The 17,129-nt window shown below is 63.8% G+C and carries 18 protein-coding genes and 1 tRNA gene; 16 read left to right on the top strand and 3 right to left on the bottom strand.

Annotated features, from left to right (window positions below; translation table 11 throughout):
* Positions 1-30: 30 nt before the first annotated feature.
* The 7 genes from ACZYZ7_RS09385 (at position 31) to ACZYZ7_RS09355 (ending at position 7,021) form a co-directional block, all read left to right on the top strand.
* A complete protein-coding gene (locus ACZYZ7_RS09385) occupies positions 31-318 on the top strand; it encodes a hypothetical protein (protein ID WP_463740765.1) in 288 nt (95 codons plus the stop codon).
* Positions 315-605: a hypothetical protein gene (locus tag ACZYZ7_RS09380; protein ID WP_463740764.1), complete on the top strand. Its 291-nt coding sequence runs from the start codon at positions 315-317 to the stop codon at positions 603-605. The genes ACZYZ7_RS09385 and ACZYZ7_RS09380 overlap by 4 nt, the downstream gene beginning before the upstream one ends.
* A 139-nt stretch (positions 606-744) precedes the next feature.
* A complete protein-coding gene (locus ACZYZ7_RS09375; protein ID WP_463740763.1) occupies positions 745-1,290 on the top strand; it encodes an HK97 family phage prohead protease in 546 nt (181 codons plus the stop codon).
* A 6-nt stretch (positions 1,291-1,296) separates the two neighbouring features.
* Positions 1,297-2,772, top strand: coding sequence for a phage major capsid protein (locus tag ACZYZ7_RS09370; protein ID WP_463740762.1), 1,476 nt, complete (start codon positions 1,297-1,299; stop codon positions 2,770-2,772).
* 77 nt (positions 2,773-2,849) lie between these two features.
* Positions 2,850-3,062: a hypothetical protein gene (locus ACZYZ7_RS09365; RefSeq protein ID WP_463740761.1), complete on the top strand. Its 213-nt coding sequence runs from the start codon at positions 2,850-2,852 to the stop codon at positions 3,060-3,062.
* Positions 3,063-3,067: 5 nt separating this feature from the next.
* Complete coding sequence (locus tag ACZYZ7_RS09360) at positions 3,068-6,586, top strand: phage tail tape measure protein (protein ID WP_463740760.1); 3,519 nt, start codon at positions 3,068-3,070, stop codon at positions 6,584-6,586.
* 183 nt (positions 6,587-6,769) lie between these two features.
* A complete protein-coding gene (locus ACZYZ7_RS09355; RefSeq protein WP_463740759.1) occupies positions 6,770-7,021 on the top strand; it encodes a hypothetical protein in 252 nt (83 codons plus the stop codon).
* Positions 7,022-7,201: 180 nt separating this feature from the next.
* On the opposite strand, the gene ACZYZ7_RS09350 is transcribed toward ACZYZ7_RS09355, so the two are convergent.
* Positions 7,202-7,900, bottom strand: a complete 699-nt coding sequence (locus ACZYZ7_RS09350; protein ID WP_463740758.1) for a hypothetical protein — start codon at positions 7,898-7,900, stop codon at positions 7,202-7,204.
* Positions 7,901-7,976: 76 nt separating this feature from the next.
* On the opposite strand from ACZYZ7_RS09350, the gene ACZYZ7_RS09345 reads away from it, so the two are divergent.
* From ACZYZ7_RS09345 to ACZYZ7_RS09335, 3 genes are all read left to right on the top strand, one after another.
* Positions 7,977-8,279, top strand: coding sequence for a hypothetical protein (locus tag ACZYZ7_RS09345; protein ID WP_463740757.1), 303 nt, complete (start codon positions 7,977-7,979; stop codon positions 8,277-8,279).
* Positions 8,280-8,316: 37 nt separating this feature from the next.
* Complete coding sequence (locus ACZYZ7_RS09340) at positions 8,317-8,616, top strand: ribbon-helix-helix domain-containing protein (protein WP_463740756.1); 300 nt, start codon at positions 8,317-8,319, stop codon at positions 8,614-8,616.
* Between the two features lie 143 nt (positions 8,617-8,759).
* A tRNA-Ile gene (locus ACZYZ7_RS09335) sits at positions 8,760-8,847 on the top strand.
* Here ACZYZ7_RS09335 and ACZYZ7_RS09330 read toward each other — a convergent pair.
* Positions 8,848-9,069: a hypothetical protein gene (locus tag ACZYZ7_RS09330; protein ID WP_463740755.1), complete on the bottom strand. Its 222-nt coding sequence runs from the start codon at positions 9,067-9,069 to the stop codon at positions 8,848-8,850.
* Positions 9,070-9,681: 612 nt separating this feature from the next.
* Between ACZYZ7_RS09330 and ACZYZ7_RS09325 the strand changes: the two genes are divergently transcribed.
* From ACZYZ7_RS09325 to ACZYZ7_RS09315, 3 genes are all read left to right on the top strand, one after another.
* Positions 9,682-9,930 carry a hypothetical protein gene (locus ACZYZ7_RS09325; RefSeq protein WP_463740754.1) on the top strand — a complete coding sequence of 83 codons (249 nt, stop codon included), beginning with the start codon at positions 9,682-9,684 and terminating at the stop codon, positions 9,928-9,930.
* Positions 9,931-10,188: 258 nt separating this feature from the next.
* Positions 10,189-11,289, top strand: a complete 1,101-nt coding sequence (locus ACZYZ7_RS09320) for a TIGR03857 family LLM class F420-dependent oxidoreductase (RefSeq protein ID WP_463740753.1) — start codon at positions 10,189-10,191, stop codon at positions 11,287-11,289.
* Between the two features lie 173 nt (positions 11,290-11,462).
* Positions 11,463-11,984: a TetR/AcrR family transcriptional regulator gene (locus ACZYZ7_RS09315; protein ID WP_463740752.1), complete on the top strand. Its 522-nt coding sequence runs from the start codon at positions 11,463-11,465 to the stop codon at positions 11,982-11,984.
* 52 nt (positions 11,985-12,036) lie between these two features.
* Here the strand turns inward: ACZYZ7_RS09315 and ACZYZ7_RS09310 are convergent, their stop codons facing one another.
* Positions 12,037-12,702: a rhomboid-like protein gene (locus ACZYZ7_RS09310; protein WP_463741061.1), complete on the bottom strand. Its 666-nt coding sequence runs from the start codon at positions 12,700-12,702 to the stop codon at positions 12,037-12,039.
* 230 nt (positions 12,703-12,932) lie between these two features.
* On the opposite strand from ACZYZ7_RS09310, the gene ACZYZ7_RS09305 reads away from it, so the two are divergent.
* The 3 genes from ACZYZ7_RS09305 to ACZYZ7_RS09295 all read left to right on the top strand — a co-directional run bounded on the left by ACZYZ7_RS09305 (position 12,933) and on the right by ACZYZ7_RS09295 (position 17,031).
* Positions 12,933-13,418 (top strand): MarR family winged helix-turn-helix transcriptional regulator, encoded by a 486-nt coding sequence (locus ACZYZ7_RS09305; protein ID WP_463740751.1) that lies wholly within the window; start codon positions 12,933-12,935, stop codon positions 13,416-13,418.
* A 136-nt stretch (positions 13,419-13,554) separates the two neighbouring features.
* Entirely contained in the window at positions 13,555-16,071 is a 2,517-nt protein-coding gene (locus tag ACZYZ7_RS09300) for an arylsulfatase (RefSeq protein WP_463740750.1), read from the top strand.
* 237 nt (positions 16,072-16,308) lie between these two features.
* Positions 16,309-17,031 (top strand): helix-turn-helix transcriptional regulator, encoded by a 723-nt coding sequence (locus ACZYZ7_RS09295; RefSeq protein WP_463740749.1) that lies wholly within the window; start codon positions 16,309-16,311, stop codon positions 17,029-17,031.
* The last annotated feature ends 98 nt before the right edge of the window (positions 17,032-17,129 follow it).

The following is a 17,129-nucleotide window of genomic DNA, read 5'->3' as shown; positions in this document are numbered from 1 at the left end:
TTCCACAACCACGACCGAAGGGCTTCCGACATGACCAATCCTGATCTGCCTGCCCGGATTCAGGCGCTGTTGGGGAGCGCCGTCGCCAATCTCGATCCTGACGACCGAGCTGAGCGCATCGCGTGGTGCCAGGCCAACAATCAGCACGGGGTGCGGATGCACACCAGCGAGCATGACGGCCTGCTTGATTTCCGGTGGGGTGGCCGCACCCTGGCGATGGTCCGAGCGGAAGACCTTGATGGCGATGAGGCCTTGGTGGCGCAGTTCGTGCCGGCCGAGGTGCCCGACACGATTCCTGACGACTGGAGCGAGCAATGACCGAAATCAACCGACCCCTGACCGACGACGAGCGGCAGCTGATGTGGGACCTGGCCGTTGAGGTTGTGGCGCAACAGACTGGCGGTGATCGCGAGAGAGCGGCCGATGCACTGGATGAGATCGCCGCTGACGGCAAGTTGGAGTTCCGAGGTGACGCCAGCGACGCGTACGTCGTGGCCGAGGCGAATCCGTTGGTCCACGTCACCCGCGAGTGGCTGGCGTTCCACGCAAACAATCCCGGCGAACCAAAGCGCGGACAACCGATCGATGATCGCGACAACCCATGATGGCAAGCCGGTTTGCTATTATGGCAATTAGCTCGGTATCACGCGAGACGCCGGGAGCCTCAGGGGAGGCCAACCCGCGCTATCCCGGTCACCATGCGACGCAAGCGAATTCCGCACGTCCTGGCATAGGTGAAACCCAATGAGCAACATCCTCTTTCGAACGGCTGCTCTCGATTCCATTGAGGGCCGCACGATTCACGGCATTGCCGTCCCGTATGAGCAGATCACGCATATCAGCGAGCCTGATGACCGGGGCGGGATGGTTAACTACCGCGAGAAATTCACCTTCGGCAGCTTCGAGCGGTCCATCCGGGAACGCGGCCACAAAGTGAAACTGCTCGTGGGCCACGACCATCGAAAGCTACCGGTGGGCAGGGCAGTTGACCTCCGTGAGGAAAGCAGCGGCCTCATGGCTGCCTTTGAGGTCTCCGACACCACTGCAGGCAACGATCTGTTGACTCTGGTCCGCGAAGGCACTGTCGACAGCTTTTCTGTCGGTTTCTCGTCGGTCAGGGATCGGTGGGAAGGCGACCTTCGGGTTCACCTCGAAGCCGGGCTTCGGGAAGTTTCGGCGGTGACCTGGCCGGCTTATTCCGGCGCGCAGATCGCTGGCGTTCGCTCGCAATCCTCCCTTGTTATCCCTCGGTCAGTCGCGCAAGCGCGGCTGTCCCTCCTCGATTGGTGAAACATCATGACCGATACCGATATCTCTTCGATGACCATGGAGCAGACCCGCGCTGCCGCGCAGGAGCTGCTCGACAAAACCACCGGCGACCTCACCGGGGCCGATGCTCAGCGCTTCGAATCGCTGTCTGCGCGCGCCACTCAACTCCGCGAGCAGGAGCAGCAGCGCGGTGTGGACCGCCAGAAGATACTGGAGCTGGTGGCCTCTGGTGAGGCAAAGGTGGAGCGCGGCGGGGCCGGTGACTACGACCGCGATCCGATCGGCGATCCGCGTGACACCGCGGCCGAGTTCCGGGGCCGCAACCCCTGGGACCTTCGGGAGGTGCAGGCGTTCGGCCGAGCACCGGCTGCGATCGCCAACGAACTGCGGGCCCGCGCGCTGTCGGCGGTGGAGAAGATGCCCGGCGCCAGCGATGAGATTCGTGAAGGCGCAACGCGGATGCTGGAACGCTACGATTCGGTCGATTCGAAGATCGCCCGTCACGCGCTGATCACTTCCAACCCGGCCTACGTTCGCGCCTGGTCGAAGATGGCCCGTAGCGAGCAGTACGCCCTCGACGACGACGAGAAGCGAGCCTGGGCAGAAGCTGAGCAGTTCCGTGCCATGTCGCTGACCGACAGCGCCGGTGGCTTCCTGGTGCCCTTCCAGCTCGATCCCGCCTTGATCGTCACGAGCGCTGGTTCATACAGCGAAGTGCGCTCGGTGGCCCGCGAGGTGATCGCCACCGGAGATGTGTGGCACGGGGTGAGTTCAGCGGCCATCAGTTGGTCGTGGGACGCGGAAGCCGAAGAGGTGTCCGACGACTCGCCGACGTTCGCGCAGCCGACCATCCCGATCCACAAGGCGCAGGGCTTCGTGCCGATCAGCGTGGAAGCGCTGCAGGACGCCGCGAACGTGACCGAGGCTGTGGGCACGTTGTTCGCCGAGGGCCAGTCCGATCTGGAAGCGCAAGCGTTCGTCACCGGCTCCGGTTCGGGCCAGCCGACCGGCATCGTGACCGCGCTGACGGGTACGTCGTCGGTGGTGAACGCCGGAGCGGATGACACGTTCGCACTGTCGGACGTGTACGCGCTGCAGGGAGCTCTGCCGGCGCGGTGGCGCCGCAATGCCTCCTGGTTGGCCAACAACCAGATCTACAACAAGATTCGGCAGTTCGACACCAGCGGTGGCGGTGGCTTCTGGACCAACCTGAACGATGGTCGGCCCCCGCAGTTGCTGGGCCGGCCGGCGATCGAGGCTGAGGCGATGGACGGTTCCATCACCACGGCGGGCGCTGGGCACAACTACGCGGCGATTTACGGCGACTTCTCCAATTACGTCGTGGCCACACGGCTGGGTATGACCGTCGAGCTGATTCAGCATCTGTTCGGGGCGAACCGCCGGCCCACCGGCCAGCGCGGCTGGGTCGCCTGGTACCGCGTGGGCGCCGACTCGGTCAACGATGGCGCGTTCCGGATGCTCGATGTTGTGAGCGCTTCCTAGCCGAGACGAACGAGACCGCCAGGGGTACGAGCCAATTCGTACCCCTGGCCAGGTCCCACCACCAGGAAGGGCCAACCATGAGCACACGTGACAACGAGAAGCTGCGGGCCGATGAATGGGTTTTTCACTACCTACGCGGAAACATCAAAGAAGCTCTGGCGGTAGAGAACTCGGGCCCGCCCATCAAACCCAACGACGTGATCGCCGCAGTTATCGGCCAACTCGCTGATCAGCGACTTGTTTTGTTGCCGAAGAACGCTGAGGCAGACGCCAGGAACCAAGGGGCGTAACGCTGATGGCTATATCAATCCCGGTAACCGCTACCGCCGATGAGCGGTCATTCAAGCAGGTTGGCGATAAGGCTGAGCGGGCGATGGCCGATGCTGGCCGCAATGCTGGGAGAACGTTCTCAGATGCCATCAGCGGCGCGTCCAAGGATGCCGAAGAGTCACTGAAGAAGTTCGGCGACAAGGCAAAAGACTCCTACGACAAGGCCACCGACGCGGCCGGGCGGTTGCGCTCGGAAGAGGCCAGGCTGCAGAACCTGCGGGAGCGCGGCGCCCGAGACGATCAGATCGTCTCCCAAGTGGAGAAGGTGGAGAAAGCCCGCCGTGCTGAGGCGCGTTCGATCCGAGACGCCACCAGCGCCCTGAGCGACTACGAGCGGGCCCGTGATGCCGCTGATCGCCGTGGCGCCGACGCCGGCCAGTCGTTCATGAACACCTTCCGCAACTCGATGTACGGCGCTGGCTCCGCCGGCCAGGGCGCGGCCAACGACTTCATGAGCGGATTCGCCGGCGCGTCGACACTGGCCCGGATAGGCGCCGCCGGCGGGCCGATCGGCCTGGCCCTCGCCGGGGTTGCCACCCTCGGTGTGGTCGCCGGCAAGCAGCTCGCCGACGGTCTCGCCCAAGGCTTGCAACAACTGCAAGTGCAGGACGTGTTCCAGACACGGATGGGTGTCGACTCCGACACCATGAACCGATTCGGCCTGGCCGCCGGCACAGCCTGGACCAACGGGTTCGGGATGTCACGGGAGACGAACCTGTCCACGATCGACCTCGGTATTCAAGCCCGGCTACTGGACAGGAACGCCAGCGACGCCGAGGTCCAGAAGTTCATCGAACAGATGGACACCGTCTCACGGGTCACTGGTGAATCGCAGCAGAGCCTCGCACTGGGGGCGCGTGGACTGGTGTCTGGCGGGATGGTCGCCAACTACACGGGTGCTTTCGATCTGATCCTCGCCGCGCAGGAAAAGGGCCTGAACCTCACCGGCGACATGATGGACACCCTCAACGAATACGCCATCAACTTCAAGAACCTCGGCCTGTCCGGCGGCGAAGCGCTGGGCTTGATCGATCAGATGTATGAGTCGAATATCCGTAACTCCGACCTCGCGGCAGATTCGTTGCGGGAGTTCGCCATCAGCGCCAACGACGGATCCACCACGACCAAGGCCGCGTTCCAGGCGCTCGGGTTCAACGCCGACGAAATGGGCAAGCAGTTCGCGGCCGGCGGAGATCAAGCCAAAAGCGCATTCGGTGCGATCATGGTGGCCCTGGCCAGCATTGAGGATCCGCAGGAGCGGACCAACGTCGGTTTGGCACTGTTCAAGACCCGGTGGGAAGAAGCCAACACCGCCATCATGGCGATGGACCTCAACTCTGCCAGTACAGGATTCACCAACATCGAGGGCAAGGTGGACCAGGCCACTGCAACCCTGAATGAACATGCGAACGGGTGGACCAACCTCGGCAACACGATCAGCAACGAGGTCGACAAGATTCAGCGCAAGATCTCCGACTCCGGGCTCGGCCAATGGTTTATGCAGGACTTGCCCGACGAGTTCGGGAAGTTCGTCAGCGGCCACCTGTTTGACGATCCGCCACAGACAGGGCCCCTGCCGCAGATCGCTTTCCAGCCGGGACTGTCGCCTCGCCAGCAGGCGGACCTGACTGACCGGCCACATTCGTGGGGAGCGGATACGCCGGCCGCTGGCCCGGGCATGCCGTACGGCGACGCCAAGAAGCAGATCGAGGACGCCGCGAAAGCTGATGGCGCCAAGGCGAAGCCGTCGTTCGATCCGTCGCAGTACTCCGTTGATGCCATCCCGGTGGCCGGTGCACTGCCAGGTGCTCAGGGGGTTACTAGCCTGCCTGCGGCCGGGTGGCCGCCGACTGGCCCCGGCGCCTATCAGGTGGATCCGGCGCGCGTGTTCGACGCTGAGACGTCGGTGATGTCCTCCCGTAACAGTGTCGAGCAGGCCCGAATCCGCGTCCTGGAACTGCAAGCAGACACCACCCACACCGAGCAAGATCTGAACACTGCACGCCAGTCAGTGACAATGGCTGAACGGCAATACGTTTCAGCCCAGATGAAGCTGGTTGAGGCGCAGCAGGGTACGTGGAAGAAGATGGAGGGTGCCGCTAAGTCGTTCGGACAAGGCATGGACCAGATCGGCGTCGCGCTGGACAACGACCTTGGCATTTCCAAGGGGCTGCCGGGGCTGGCTGACAATCTGGTGAGGTTCGTCGCCAGCCTCGCCGCCGCACCGCTGATGGGCCAGTTGTCCGCTATCGGCCAGGCCAACCCGATCCAGGGCGGCCACGGCATCGCCGGGATCCTCGGTGCGCAGGGGGTTCTCGGGCCTCAGTACACCCAGCCTCAATACGGGCCGCAAGGGAACTCACCCACTGCGTACCCCGCCTCTGCGCTGCAGCCGACCCTGGCGCCGGGCGGGCGCCCAGCGTACGGGCTGCCGGGCGGCACAGACACAGGTGGCTATGGCAGTAGCGGCGCCGTGTTCCCGCCGTGGGTGCACGCGCTGGAGCAGGCGTTCGGCGTCAAGGCCAGCACCTACAAGGGGCATCAAGAAGATGGCGCGAACGGCGTCACTTCAGGCGGCCTCAATGTGGCGCCCAACCCGAACCACGAGAACCGCGGTATCGACTGGTCCGGCTCGGTGGACAACATGCAGCGATTCGCCGACTACCTCTCGCAGATTCCCGGCGCGCTGGAGCAGGTGATCTGGAAGAACCCCAACACTGGGCGATCAACCGAGGTCGGCGAAGGCAGGCCGTGGCCCGGACTGTACGGCCAGGGCACCCTGGCCGAACACCAGAACCATGTGCATACTCGCCAGTCCGCCGGAATTCCGATTCCCGGGATGCCGGGCCCGATGGCTGGCCCGGATACCTACAGCCCCGCGTACACGAGCCCTGCAGCCCCTTCGACCGCGCCGTCATTGGCGGGCGTGCCGGCGATGCCCGGCGGCATGATGCCTGGCATCGGTGCACCGCAGGCGGCGCCGTTCGCGTCGACTGCCACGGGCGGGATCGCATACCCCGCCGGACCTGGCGGTGGTGGCGTTGGGCTTGGTGGCGGGTTGATGGACGGAGCGATGATGGCCGCTGGCGGCCTGGACATGCTCGCGCCGGGCGCCGGGCAGGCCGCACAGACCGGTATGAAGCTGGCCAACCGGGCAATTCAGTTCGGCAGTCAGGTGGCCGGCATCGGTGTCAGTGGCCTGATGGAGACGCTCCTACCGTCGGGTTCCCCATTGGGCAGCATCGGCAATTCATGGTTCGGGAAGGCTGCGGGCGCGATCGCTTCTGCGCGTCCCGCTTTGCCGAATACGGCGGCGCAGCAGGCACCCACCAACCCGAACGCGCAGCAGCAGGGCAGCCAGGGACAGGACAACAGTCGCACGATGAACTTCGAGTACCACAGCCACAACCAAGTCAACGACGACCGCGGCGGTGCCGACGCTGCCCGCAACGCGGAAGCGCAAAACTCATTCTGGAAGCGCTGACACCAAACCCAGGGGGGGCGGGTCAGCATCGCCATGGGAGGCCCAACTGTCGACCCCGGCCCAGTCGCCATTTCTCTCCCGGGACATCCGTTGTCCCGGGACATGCTCGGGCGATCCCAGCTCGTCTAGCGACTCAGCCTTAACGTCGTCATTTGGACCGGCTTTCATGGCACACTCCCGGGCGTGGATCGATACGAGAGTCTGCGCAGGGCCATCGACGTCATGACCGCCTGGGCGACCGACAACCCCAACAGCACGGAGTTCTCCCAGCAGCGAGTTCTGGAGCACGTCGGCGACGGGCCGGACGGCGAAGCTCAGCTCCTCATGGGACTGGTCAGCCTCTCGGGTTACCTCCTTGTCCGCCTTGAAGAGAAAACGGACGAGAGCATGCAGGCGCACCTGCAGGACATCGCGCTGCGGACCTACGGAAAGTAGATTCATGCGGGCGCCGCATGCTGCAGGCAGAGCCATAGTTGGCCCGCCGGAGCGAGCCCGGAGGCATCGCTCTGGCGGGCTAACGATATATCGCCAGAATCCCCAGACCCGTACAGATCGCGCTTCCTGACTGGGGCGGGGTCAGGTGGCGCGCACCTGCCACGATGGCCGCCCACCCCCCTATAGCCGGGTGACCGCTCCGTCGGTGTCGACTTCCCATCGCCTACCAGCAGCGTCGGTGTACCTCACGGCTGCGTAATCGGCGGGTGAGCCGGGCATGCTGTCGGAGTGGTACAGCACGAGCATCTCGTCGCTTAAGAGTGCGATGCCGCCGAGTTCGCCCTTCAGTGGAAACCGGTTCTCATGTTCCGGCCGCCGTGGAAACACGGCGAACCCGTTGATCCTGTCGATATCCGCCGTTTCTATCTCTTCGCCGTGGTGAACGAACTTCACCAACTCGATGTCGAAGATTCGATCGGAACGTCGATTCCGAATGCCGATCGCAGCGTTTTTGAAATTCGGGCCGGCGGCCTGCCTTCTGGCATACTCCTTGGCCGTCACTCGCACCATGCCGGCTTGCCGATTCAGGTCAGTGTCTTGCTGCTCTTCGGCCCGCTTCCGTTCTGCCATGTTGTAGCGGCGGTCCGATAACGAGATCCAGAGTGCAGCGCCGGCTGCGATGAAGCTGGCGAGTGCGCCCAGCCATTGCCCGAATCCCGTGTACCAGTCGACGTCCTGACCGCGGACACGGGCGATCTGGCTTCCTAGGAAGAGCGCGCCGACTGTGGAGATCACGATCGCGATAGCCCAGAACTTGTGACTACGTCGGCGGATCCAGGCCTCTACCGTCGTTTTGCAGGTGCGAACGCGGTTGCACATGACGAGAAACATAGACCTCGGCACGCACGCCATAAGTGTATTGCATTTTATCCGATATGTGTAATACACTTTAGATATGCGGATCGAGATTCTCCTCAGCGCCAAGCGCCACGGCATCACCACCGCCGAGATCCGCTCTGCCATTCACTACCCGGTGCTCCGTGTCACCCTCAAGCCGCGCCGCATCAACGTCGTGACCCAACCCGTTCTGCACATCGGGCGCGTGGCCGAGGATCAGCCGCACGTCGAGGTCATCGCCGACCTCATCGACCCCGAGGAGGCCATCGTGTTTCATGCGATGATGCTGCGCCCCAGCGTCTTCGAGTCCCTGGGCCTCGGTGTCTACTTTCGTCCCGAGTACGGCCGCCAACGGGCCTAGCCCGCCACCAACCCTGTAACCCAAGAAGGAGGCCACCATGAGCAAGCGACGGGCCACAGAGGCCGACTACGAGGACATGGCAGCCAGCTATGAGGCTGAGCCGCCGCGAGAAGAAGAGGTGCTCAGTGTTGAGATCAACCCTGCTCGCCTGCCGATGGGTCGCCCCACCAAGAGTGCTGGGCGGGCGGCCGGCAAGACCCCGTCGCTGCCCGTGCGGCTGCCGGATGGCATCCGATCGGAGATGAAACGCCGCGTTGATGCCGGCGCCATCAAGTCTGAGTCTGAGCTGGTTCGCGCAGCGCTGGTTGAGTACTTCGAGCGGCATCCGGCCGGCTAGGGGTCTTGCGGGCGTCCGCAAAATTGCAGAATCAAACTTCCAGCGCCCGGGCCGTGTGCTAATTTGGCGCTCCGTCCTGCCGCAAGGCAGACGTGCTGGTGTCCCCGAAAGTCGGTTTCAGCCGCGGGAGTGGGGCCAGCGACGGAGGCGTGGCAGAGCGGCCTAATGCGGGCACCTGATAAGTGTCTAGTGACTGAAATCATTCGAGGGTTCGAATCCCTCCGCCTGTCTTCAGTCGGTTCGCCACCGGTCGTATGCGGTGAGGAATTCCTTGGCCAGAGAGACCCAGGCGTCTAGCGGTACGTCGGTGCCGACCATCCGTAGCGCGTACTGAACGTCGCTGGGATTGTCGGTGTCCCAGTCCTCGCCACGTTGGTAGATCTTGATCGGCCGATCCGAGGTGTCCCAGAAGAGCGGGGTTGCTGATCGCGTCTTCTCCTGGGCCCGGGTCATGACCCACACCGGATTGGTCCCGTTCCTCAGGTCAGTGTTGACCTGGGAGAACTGGGCGCGGTACTCGGCTGGCCAGTCGTCCCATGCCTTTTCAAGGTCAAACCTGAAAAGGTCTGACCAGGCTTTTTATCGGCGTCGCGAAAAAGGGTACGAGCTGCTCCGTACCGCCGGTGATCACCACCGCAACTGACACCCTGGAGGTGTCGACTGGGATCGAACCTGGCAACTCGCTTTGCCATTTTGGCAAGCCACGCCCTCGACCCGTTTGCAGCCGCTCCGTACTTTCCCCGCATAAACGCCCGTGAATCGTGGTGAACTTATCTGTATCGATACGTACCAGGTAACCGCGAGAGTGACTGCAGCACAATACTTTAACGAACTTATATGAACGTCGATAACCTCAAAATCGCCAAGCTGAATACGCGGGTTCGATTCCCGTCATCGGCTCCATACATACAGGTCAGCGGCGCATAGCAAATTGCCAGCTAACTCGAATCGGCGGAATCCTTTCCAGCTCGCCTCAGCAAATCTGGCGCGCGATCACCGGAAACGATTTAGACCACACGAGTAGCATCAACACTTGTCGGGGGCCATCGGCCGGAGGTACCGATCATGATCGACGCGACCCGCTCACTCGTTGTTACTGCCGCAGCAATACTGACGCTGGGCTTCAGCACCGCCGTCGCCAATGCCGACCCGCCAGCACCCGGCTCCGCCTGCGGCCCCGACAAGGTGATCACGTCCGTCAACACCTGCGAGCCGCTCAACTCATCGTGCACGGGGTATGACGGCATGGTGATTGGGCGGGTGGCCGCTGACGGCCGGTGCGTGATTCCGGGGCTCGACGGCACCCGGTGGTAGGCCGGACCGGTAGCGGGAGAGTCGTCACCGACCGTCGGTGATGGCAGCTGCTCCAGCACCAGACGACTACGAGAGTGGTTGCAGCACAATACTTCAACAAACCACGGCGGACGGCATTCTTCACCGTCACGCACGCGCCTGATCTTGCCGGCACCCGGCTCACGCCGCCACACCCTCCCATTCATTGAGAACCCTCATTGACAATCGCCGTCGCCGTGGCAGACAGTGCTAGACGTCCGCGGAACGAAAGGCACGTCATTGAGCACGAACCAGCCCGAAGACCAGCTCAACGAGCTCGGCTATTACGCGGTGACCCGTCACCCCGCGGATGTCCGGGTGGTCCTGCCCGAAGCCCGTACGGCCGAAGGCCTCGGTTTGGGTTCCTGCCACATCGGTGAACGCTTCACGGTGAAGGACGCGGCGGTGCTCTCCGGCGCGGTGGCGGGCTGCAGCACAACCCTGGGGATCGCGCCGTCGACCAACTACCACACGCGGCACCCAACAGTCACCGCCACAGTGGGATCGACGATGCACGCGCTCACTGAGGGTCGCTTCGCCATGGCGTTCGGACGCGGAATGGCGGCGTACTGGAACGCGATCGGTCTCCCGGTGGTGACCGAGGCCCGGCTGCGTGACTTCTTCGGCATCCTGCGCCGGCTCTGGGCCGGCGAGATGATCCTGGACCATGACGGCCCGGCCGGGAAGTGGCCGTTCCTGCGCCACACCAGCGGCCTGCCCGACGGACCTCCCATCGGTTTGGTGGCGGTCGGCCCCAAGACGATGGAACTCGCCGGTGAGATCGCCGATTTCGTTGTGCTCCATACGTTCTTCTCCGATGAGGCGACGACGTCGTCGGTCGCGGCAGTGCGCCGGGGCGCGGAACGTGCGGGCAAGGATCCCGACAGCGTCCGCATCTGGGCCTGCCTGGCAACAGTTCCCGACGCGTTGTCACCGGAGGACCAGTTGCGCCGCGGAGTTGGCCGGCTGGCGACGTATCTGCAGGCCTACCCGGACGTGCTCGTTACGGCCAACGGCTGGGATCGCGCGGTGTGGGACCGGATCAGGCAGTCCGAGCTGTTCACCGATGCCGCCACCGCCGGGCCCATCGACGCCAGTGCCTCAGTCGAGACGCTGCAGCGGATCGCCGAGCTGATTCCCACCGAATGGTTGGATTCGGTGGCCAAGGGGTCACCGCAGGACTGCGCGAAGACGATTGCCCGGCAGTACGACCTGGGCGTGCACTCCGTCATCATGCATGGCGCGAGCCCGCACGAGCTCGCGCCCGTGGTGCAGGCCTACCGGGCGGACCGGCCGACGCTGCGGCGAGCTGTCGCGGCGAACCCGGGCAGGTTTGCCTGAGCGCCCGCGAATCCCCGCAGGCCGCCCGTGCTCTGGAGCAGTGGCAGGCCGCGGTTCCGTCGGCCGTCATCCAGTCGGCCGCGGGTACCCGGCTGAACAAGCGCGGCCTCGAGACCCGCGCGCGTCTGCTCGACGTCGCCATCCGCTGTCTGGCCGACAGCGGTGGCGAGCCGGTGTCGGCGAACCGCATCGCCAAAGATGCGGGCGTCACCTGGGGCACGGTGCAGCATCAGTTCGGCGACCTGGACGGTCTATGGGTGGCGGTGATCACCGAGATCCATTCCCGCAGTTGGGCATCCAATGGGGATGCCCGGCCGTCCCGCACCGGCACCTTGCGGGAGCGGGTCACCACGGCCATCGACTCCATCTGGACGTACCTGGACACCACCGAGGGACGGGCACTCACGGCGTTGCGCACCTCGCTGCCGCCGCGCCGTTCCGATATCGCCGCCGAATACCCGCAGACAGCAGCGGCTTTCGCGGCACGCGAACTCGATTGGATTCAAGGCTTCGACTATCTGATGGACGGGCTCGACCTCGACCCGGACCAGCTGTACCGGGTACGGTGCCTGCTTCCCGCCGCGATCCGCGGCCTGAGTAATGAACGCCAAGTGGGTTTCACCTCGGATCTCGAGATCGCCCGTGCGACGTTGACCGACGCGGTGGTGGCATTGCTGTCCCAGCCACGGGCGTGAGGGCGAGCGGGGCCGCGCCGATTTCTACACCAGGGCTGTTGCTCGGCCGCGGTCACGACTCTGAGGTAGAAAGCGACGACGTGGCCCCGGCCCCAGCCCCGGTCCGCGCCCGCGCCCGCGCCCGCCGCGTCAGCGGATAACAACACAGCCCGATCAGCAGCGCCGACACATGGCCGATCGCGGTGAAGTTGATATTGCTCACCAACGCGGCGCCACAGTAGATGAACGCCGCACCCAGGTACAGCCACCGCCACGGCCGCGCGATGCGGTACGCCAGTACGGCGCCCACCCCGGCGAGGAAGTAGCTCACCCCGATGTCGCGGACATGGACGAGCCGTTCAGGCGCGAGGTGATCGTGGATCGCCAGGTACAGCAAGCCCTCGCTGATGTAAGTCGCCAGTACATGAGAAATCAAACCGACTGCAAGCCAACGAATTTGGCCGAGCCAGCGTTCGGCCGGCGCGACAATGAGGGTGAAGAGCACCAGGTACGGGGTCCAGAACCGACCATCGATCCAGAACAGGCTCGTAAATAGCACGTAGAGCGGGTCGGTCTCCAGATGGTGGATGTTGGTCGAGCTCTGGACCAGGAGGTCATGCAGCTCCCGCCCATGCGTCTGCCGCTGGATGATCGTGGTGACGAGCAGAATCGCCAACCACGCGTAGGTCAGCGGGGCGCTGCGAACATATCGCCACACCGCCGCCGACCATGACTTCAGACGCACGGTAACCAGTATGGGCACGGCGGCTGGACGTTCGCCGAGATTGTGCCGAAGACAAGGAATGTCGCCCGGCCCGGCGGGCGAGGACACCGCGAATCACCTTGACATGACAGGTTTTTGCATACAAAAAAACCTACGTTGACGCGCGGCAAGGAGCTTGACGGCGTCCCATCACCATGCCGGAAACTCACAGCCACTACTCCGGCTTCCCGTGGGATACTCACTGGATGGGCGGCGCGTCGCGGCACGATATGACCCGAACTCCGGTCGACGAACTGTCGGCATTCGAAGTGGCAACCCGAGATCTGGTGGGCGTTGCGCTGCGCAGCGTGGAGCAACTGGAGATCTCGCTCCCGCAATTCCGGCTGCTGCTCGTGCTGCAGGAGCACGGGAAGTCGACATCGACAGAGTGCGCCCAGGCGCTCGGCGTGGTCGGATCGACGGTGACCCGGCTGGCCGATCGGCTGGATGCCTCCGGTCATCTGGTTCGCGGTTCCGACCCCACCAACCGCAGCGTCGTCACGCTGTCGCTGACCGACCGCGGACGCAAACTGGTTCGGCAGATCACCACCCGACGCCGGCGCGAACTGAGTCGAGTACTGGACCGCCTCGACCCGACCGAGCGCGCAGCGTGCGCCGCGACGTTGCGGAGCTTCCACGAGCTACTCACCGATGACGACCACGACGACCTGAACCGGCCGATACCGCTGTAGAAATATCGCCCCGAAAAGGCGATTGACAAGCTCGTGCCGCAAGAGATGTTGTGGCACACAACGTTTGTGGACTGTTGCGATTTGGTGCGGCGATTTCCCGGGACAGTGCACCTGATCGGGCCTAGTGTCAGCCAACATGGAATCGAACAACGATGACATGACCGAAACCGATCGCAATCAGCGCGGCAAATTATCGAGACGTTCGATGCTGGGGGGCATCGCGGCCGCCGGAGTCGGTGCGGCCGCCGTGGGTGCGTTGGCCTCCGGCTGCGACGACACCGGAAAGCCGACTGCCAGCGGACACACCGGCCCGCCCGACTACGGCACGGGCATCAACGAGGGCTTCAACGGGAAGATCGAACTGGACATTCGTGATTCGAAACCGGATTGGAAGCCCTTCGAGCTCAAGCACGCGCCCGAGGGTGCACCCAACGTCCTGGTGGTGCTCTATGACGACACCGGCATGGCCTCATGGTCACCCTATGGCGGCAGGATCAACATGCCGACGCTGCAAAAGTTGGCCGACAACGGACTCACCTATTCGCAGTGGCACACCACGGCGCTGTGCTCGCCCACCCGGTCCTGCCTCTTGACCGGCCGTAATCACCATGTGAATCGGTTCGCGAGCATCACCGAGGGTTCCGAAGGTTTCCCGGGCGCGGCAGCCCGGCTGCCTGCGCAGTGCGCGACGGTCGGCCAGGTGCTCCAGGAGAATGGCTACAGCACCTTCTGGGTCGGCAAGAACCACAATGTGCCCGAAGAGGACGTCTCCAGCGGCGGCAGCAAATCAGAGTGGCCGCTGCAGAAGGGATTTGACCGCTTCTACGGATTCCTCGGTGGGGAAACCAACCAGTGGTATCCCGGCCTGACCGAAGACAATCGGTTCATAGACCAGCCGTATACCCCTGAACAGGGTTACCACTTGTCGAAAGACCTTGCCGATCAAGCGCTCCGAATGTTGCGCGATCAACGGTCCAGTAACCCCTCCAAGCCCTGGTACATGTGGTTCTGCCCCGGCGCGAACCACGCGCCACACCACAGCCCCGAGGAGTACTCGGCCAAATACAAGGGCAAGTTCGACGACGGCTACGAGGCCTACCGCGAATGGGTGCTCAACCGAATGATCGACAAGGGCATCATGCCCAAAGGCACTGAGCTGACCCCGATCAATCCACTGCCAGAAGACGTGGCCGTGGAGGCGGACGCGGTACGCCCATGGGATTCCCTGAACGCAGACGAGAAGAAGCTGTTCTCCCGGATGGCGGAGGTGTTCGCCGGCTTCTCCGAGTACACCGATGCCCAGGTCGGCCGCGTGGTCGACTACCTGGAGCAGACCGGACAGCTGGACAACACCCTCATCTTCTACTGCGCCGACAACGGCGCATCAGGTGAGGGGTCGCCCAACGGCTCGGTCAATGAGAACAAATTCTTCAACGGGTACCCCGACGACTTGGCCGAGAACATGAAGATGATCGACAAGCTCGGCACTCCCGACACCTACAACCACTATCCGACGGGCTGGGCGGTGGCGTTCTCCACACCGTTCCAGATGTTCAAGCGCTATTCGCAGTTCTCCGGCGGAACCTGCGACCCGATGGTGATCCACTGGCCCAAGGGCATCAAGGCCAGGGGTGAGGTGCGCCATCAGTACCACCACGCAACTGACGTTATGCCAACCATTCTCGACGTCGCGGGTATAGAGATGCCGGAGGAGTACCGCGGCATCAAGCAGTACCCGATAAATGGGGTGTCGATGCGGTACACGTTCGACGGTGCCGATGCGCCCACCACCAAGAAGCGTCAGTACTACGCGATGCTGGGCACCCGTGGGATCTGGCAGGACGGCTGGAAGGCGGCGGCGCTGCACGCACCGATCAGCGGCAAGGGCCATTTCGATCAGGACAAGTGGGAGCTGTTCCACGTCGACGAGGATCGTTCCGAGTCGAAGAACGTGGCCGATCAGAATCCGGCCAAGCTCAAGGAGCTGATCGACGCGTGGAACGAGGAGGCCAAGAACAACTACGTACTTCCCCTCGACGACCGCACCGCGGTCGAGCTGATCACCATCGAGCGGCCGCAGTTCGAACCGTCCCGCACTCGTTACCTCTATTACCCGGACACCGCGCCGGTGCCTGAGGGCGTGGCGGCCAACATCCGCGGCCGGTCCTACAAGATCATCGCCGACGTCGACATGACCAAGGACGCTCAGGGCGTGCTGTTCGCGCACGGTTCACGCTTCGGCGGGCATGCCCTGTTCATCAAGGACAACAAGCTGCACTACGTCTACAACTTCCTGGGCATTCAACCCGAGCAGGTCTTCGTCTCCGGTCCGCTGCCGGAGGGCAAGCACGCACTGGGCATGGAGTTCAAACGGGAAGGAAAGGGCCCGAACGGCGAATCCACCGGCACCACAATCCTTTACGTGGACGGCAAGGAAGCGGCCAGGGGTCCGATGCGGGCACAGATCGGCAAGTTCGCGCTCGCCGGCGACGGGTTGTGCGTCGGGTTCGACAGTGGCGACAACGTGTCGTCGCTGTACCAGAATCCGGGTCGGTTCACCGGCGGCACCATCAGAGGCGTCGCGGTCGACGTCAGCGAGGAGTCCTACGTCGACCTCGACAAGGAAGCCCAGGCCGCGTTCGCGACGGACTGAGTCCAAACGGGAGGTTTTTCGAACATCGAGCACTCCCGCTCGATAGGCTCCCCTGCGGTTGAGGGAGGAAACGTGGTGCGTCAACCGTAGGGGGTCCGCAACGTGCCGATGCAGCGATGGGATGGCAAGCGACCTCTGTCCCCACGAATAGTGCTGGGGCAGAGGGTCGCGGCGAATCACGATCTATCCTTCCGGTTCCCGACCGAACAGGTCGATACCGAGACGGATTGGTGTTGTTTGGACACGAGTCACCACCTGATCTATGTGCACCGGGTCGGCCAGTTGCGCTCGATGGAATTCGACGTCGACTGGGGGCCGTCCGGTCGGGCTGTCCTGCGCAAGGGCGACATCTGGGTGATCCCCGCCGGGCACCGGTGCTCATCGCTGGTCTATGGCGACACGGCAAGTTACTGCGAGATCGCCATGCCCGTGGGCATGTTCGGCGATGTAGCCCTTGAACCCCGAATCAACCATCGCGACCCGCTGCTGCAGGATCTGGTCGAGACGGTCTACAACGTCGCCGACCGCGATGATGTCGTCGCGCGGTTACTCAGAGACTCGGCGATCGAGACGCTGCGGTTGATGCTGTCCGATTCGTACACGCCGGTGCGCACCCGCCGCCAGTACGGACCCCATCACCTGGACGACGAAACCTGCTCATTGCTCGTCGAGTATCTGGAGGACGGTCTCGACACCGAGATCACGCTGGAATCGCTTGCTGCGCTGGCAAAAATGCCGGTGAACACCTTCCTCAATGCGTTCCGCACGGCGTTTCACAGATCGCCCTATCAATACCTGCTGGACCGCCGCATCGGCCGCGCCAAGACCCTGCTGCTGACGACCAGCTACACCATCACCGAGATCAGCACGATGGTGGGCTTCGCGGCACAGAACCAGTTCACCACCGCGTTCCGGCGCCGTGTCGGTGTGTCGCCCCGCGACTACCGCACCTTGCCGTGATTGGAATCGACGAGCAGCGGCCCGCCAATCTCACTGACCACCCGATCCGCCGATACCGGACGCGGACGCGACTACTTTGGTCAGGGAACCCTGACGAT

The organism is Mycobacterium sp. IDUB_17 (assembly GCF_055419465.1).
This window is presented reverse-complemented; position numbering and strand designations above follow the sequence as displayed.

Excerpts from the sequence above, each read along its gene's own strand:
- ACZYZ7_RS09350 (WP_463740758.1), bottom strand. The coding sequence starts at position 7,900 with ATGTGCAACCGCGTTCGCACCTGCAAAACGACGGTAGAGGCCTGGATC.
- ACZYZ7_RS09380 (WP_463740764.1), top strand. The coding sequence starts at position 315 with ATGACCGAAATCAACCGACCCCTGACCGACGACGAGCGGCAGCTGATG.
- ACZYZ7_RS09360 (WP_463740760.1), top strand. The coding sequence starts at position 3,068 with ATGGCTATATCAATCCCGGTAACCGCTACCGCCGATGAGCGGTCATTC.
- ACZYZ7_RS09370 (WP_463740762.1), top strand. The coding sequence starts at position 1,297 with ATGACCGATACCGATATCTCTTCGATGACCATGGAGCAGACCCGCGCT.
- ACZYZ7_RS09305 (WP_463740751.1), top strand. The coding sequence starts at position 12,933 with ATGGGCGGCGCGTCGCGGCACGATATGACCCGAACTCCGGTCGACGAA.
- ACZYZ7_RS09325 (WP_463740754.1), top strand. The coding sequence starts at position 9,682 with ATGATCGACGCGACCCGCTCACTCGTTGTTACTGCCGCAGCAATACTG.
- ACZYZ7_RS09385 (WP_463740765.1), top strand. The coding sequence starts at position 31 with ATGACCAATCCTGATCTGCCTGCCCGGATTCAGGCGCTGTTGGGGAGC.
- ACZYZ7_RS09300 (WP_463740750.1), top strand. The coding sequence starts at position 13,555 with ATGGAATCGAACAACGATGACATGACCGAAACCGATCGCAATCAGCGC.
- ACZYZ7_RS09340 (WP_463740756.1), top strand. The coding sequence starts at position 8,317 with ATGAGCAAGCGACGGGCCACAGAGGCCGACTACGAGGACATGGCAGCC.
- ACZYZ7_RS09345 (WP_463740757.1), top strand. The coding sequence starts at position 7,977 with ATGCGGATCGAGATTCTCCTCAGCGCCAAGCGCCACGGCATCACCACC.
- ACZYZ7_RS09365 (WP_463740761.1), top strand. The coding sequence starts at position 2,850 with ATGAGCACACGTGACAACGAGAAGCTGCGGGCCGATGAATGGGTTTTT.
- ACZYZ7_RS09330 (WP_463740755.1), bottom strand. The coding sequence starts at position 9,069 with ATGACCCGGGCCCAGGAGAAGACGCGATCAGCAACCCCGCTCTTCTGG.
- ACZYZ7_RS09375 (WP_463740763.1), top strand. The coding sequence starts at position 745 with ATGAGCAACATCCTCTTTCGAACGGCTGCTCTCGATTCCATTGAGGGC.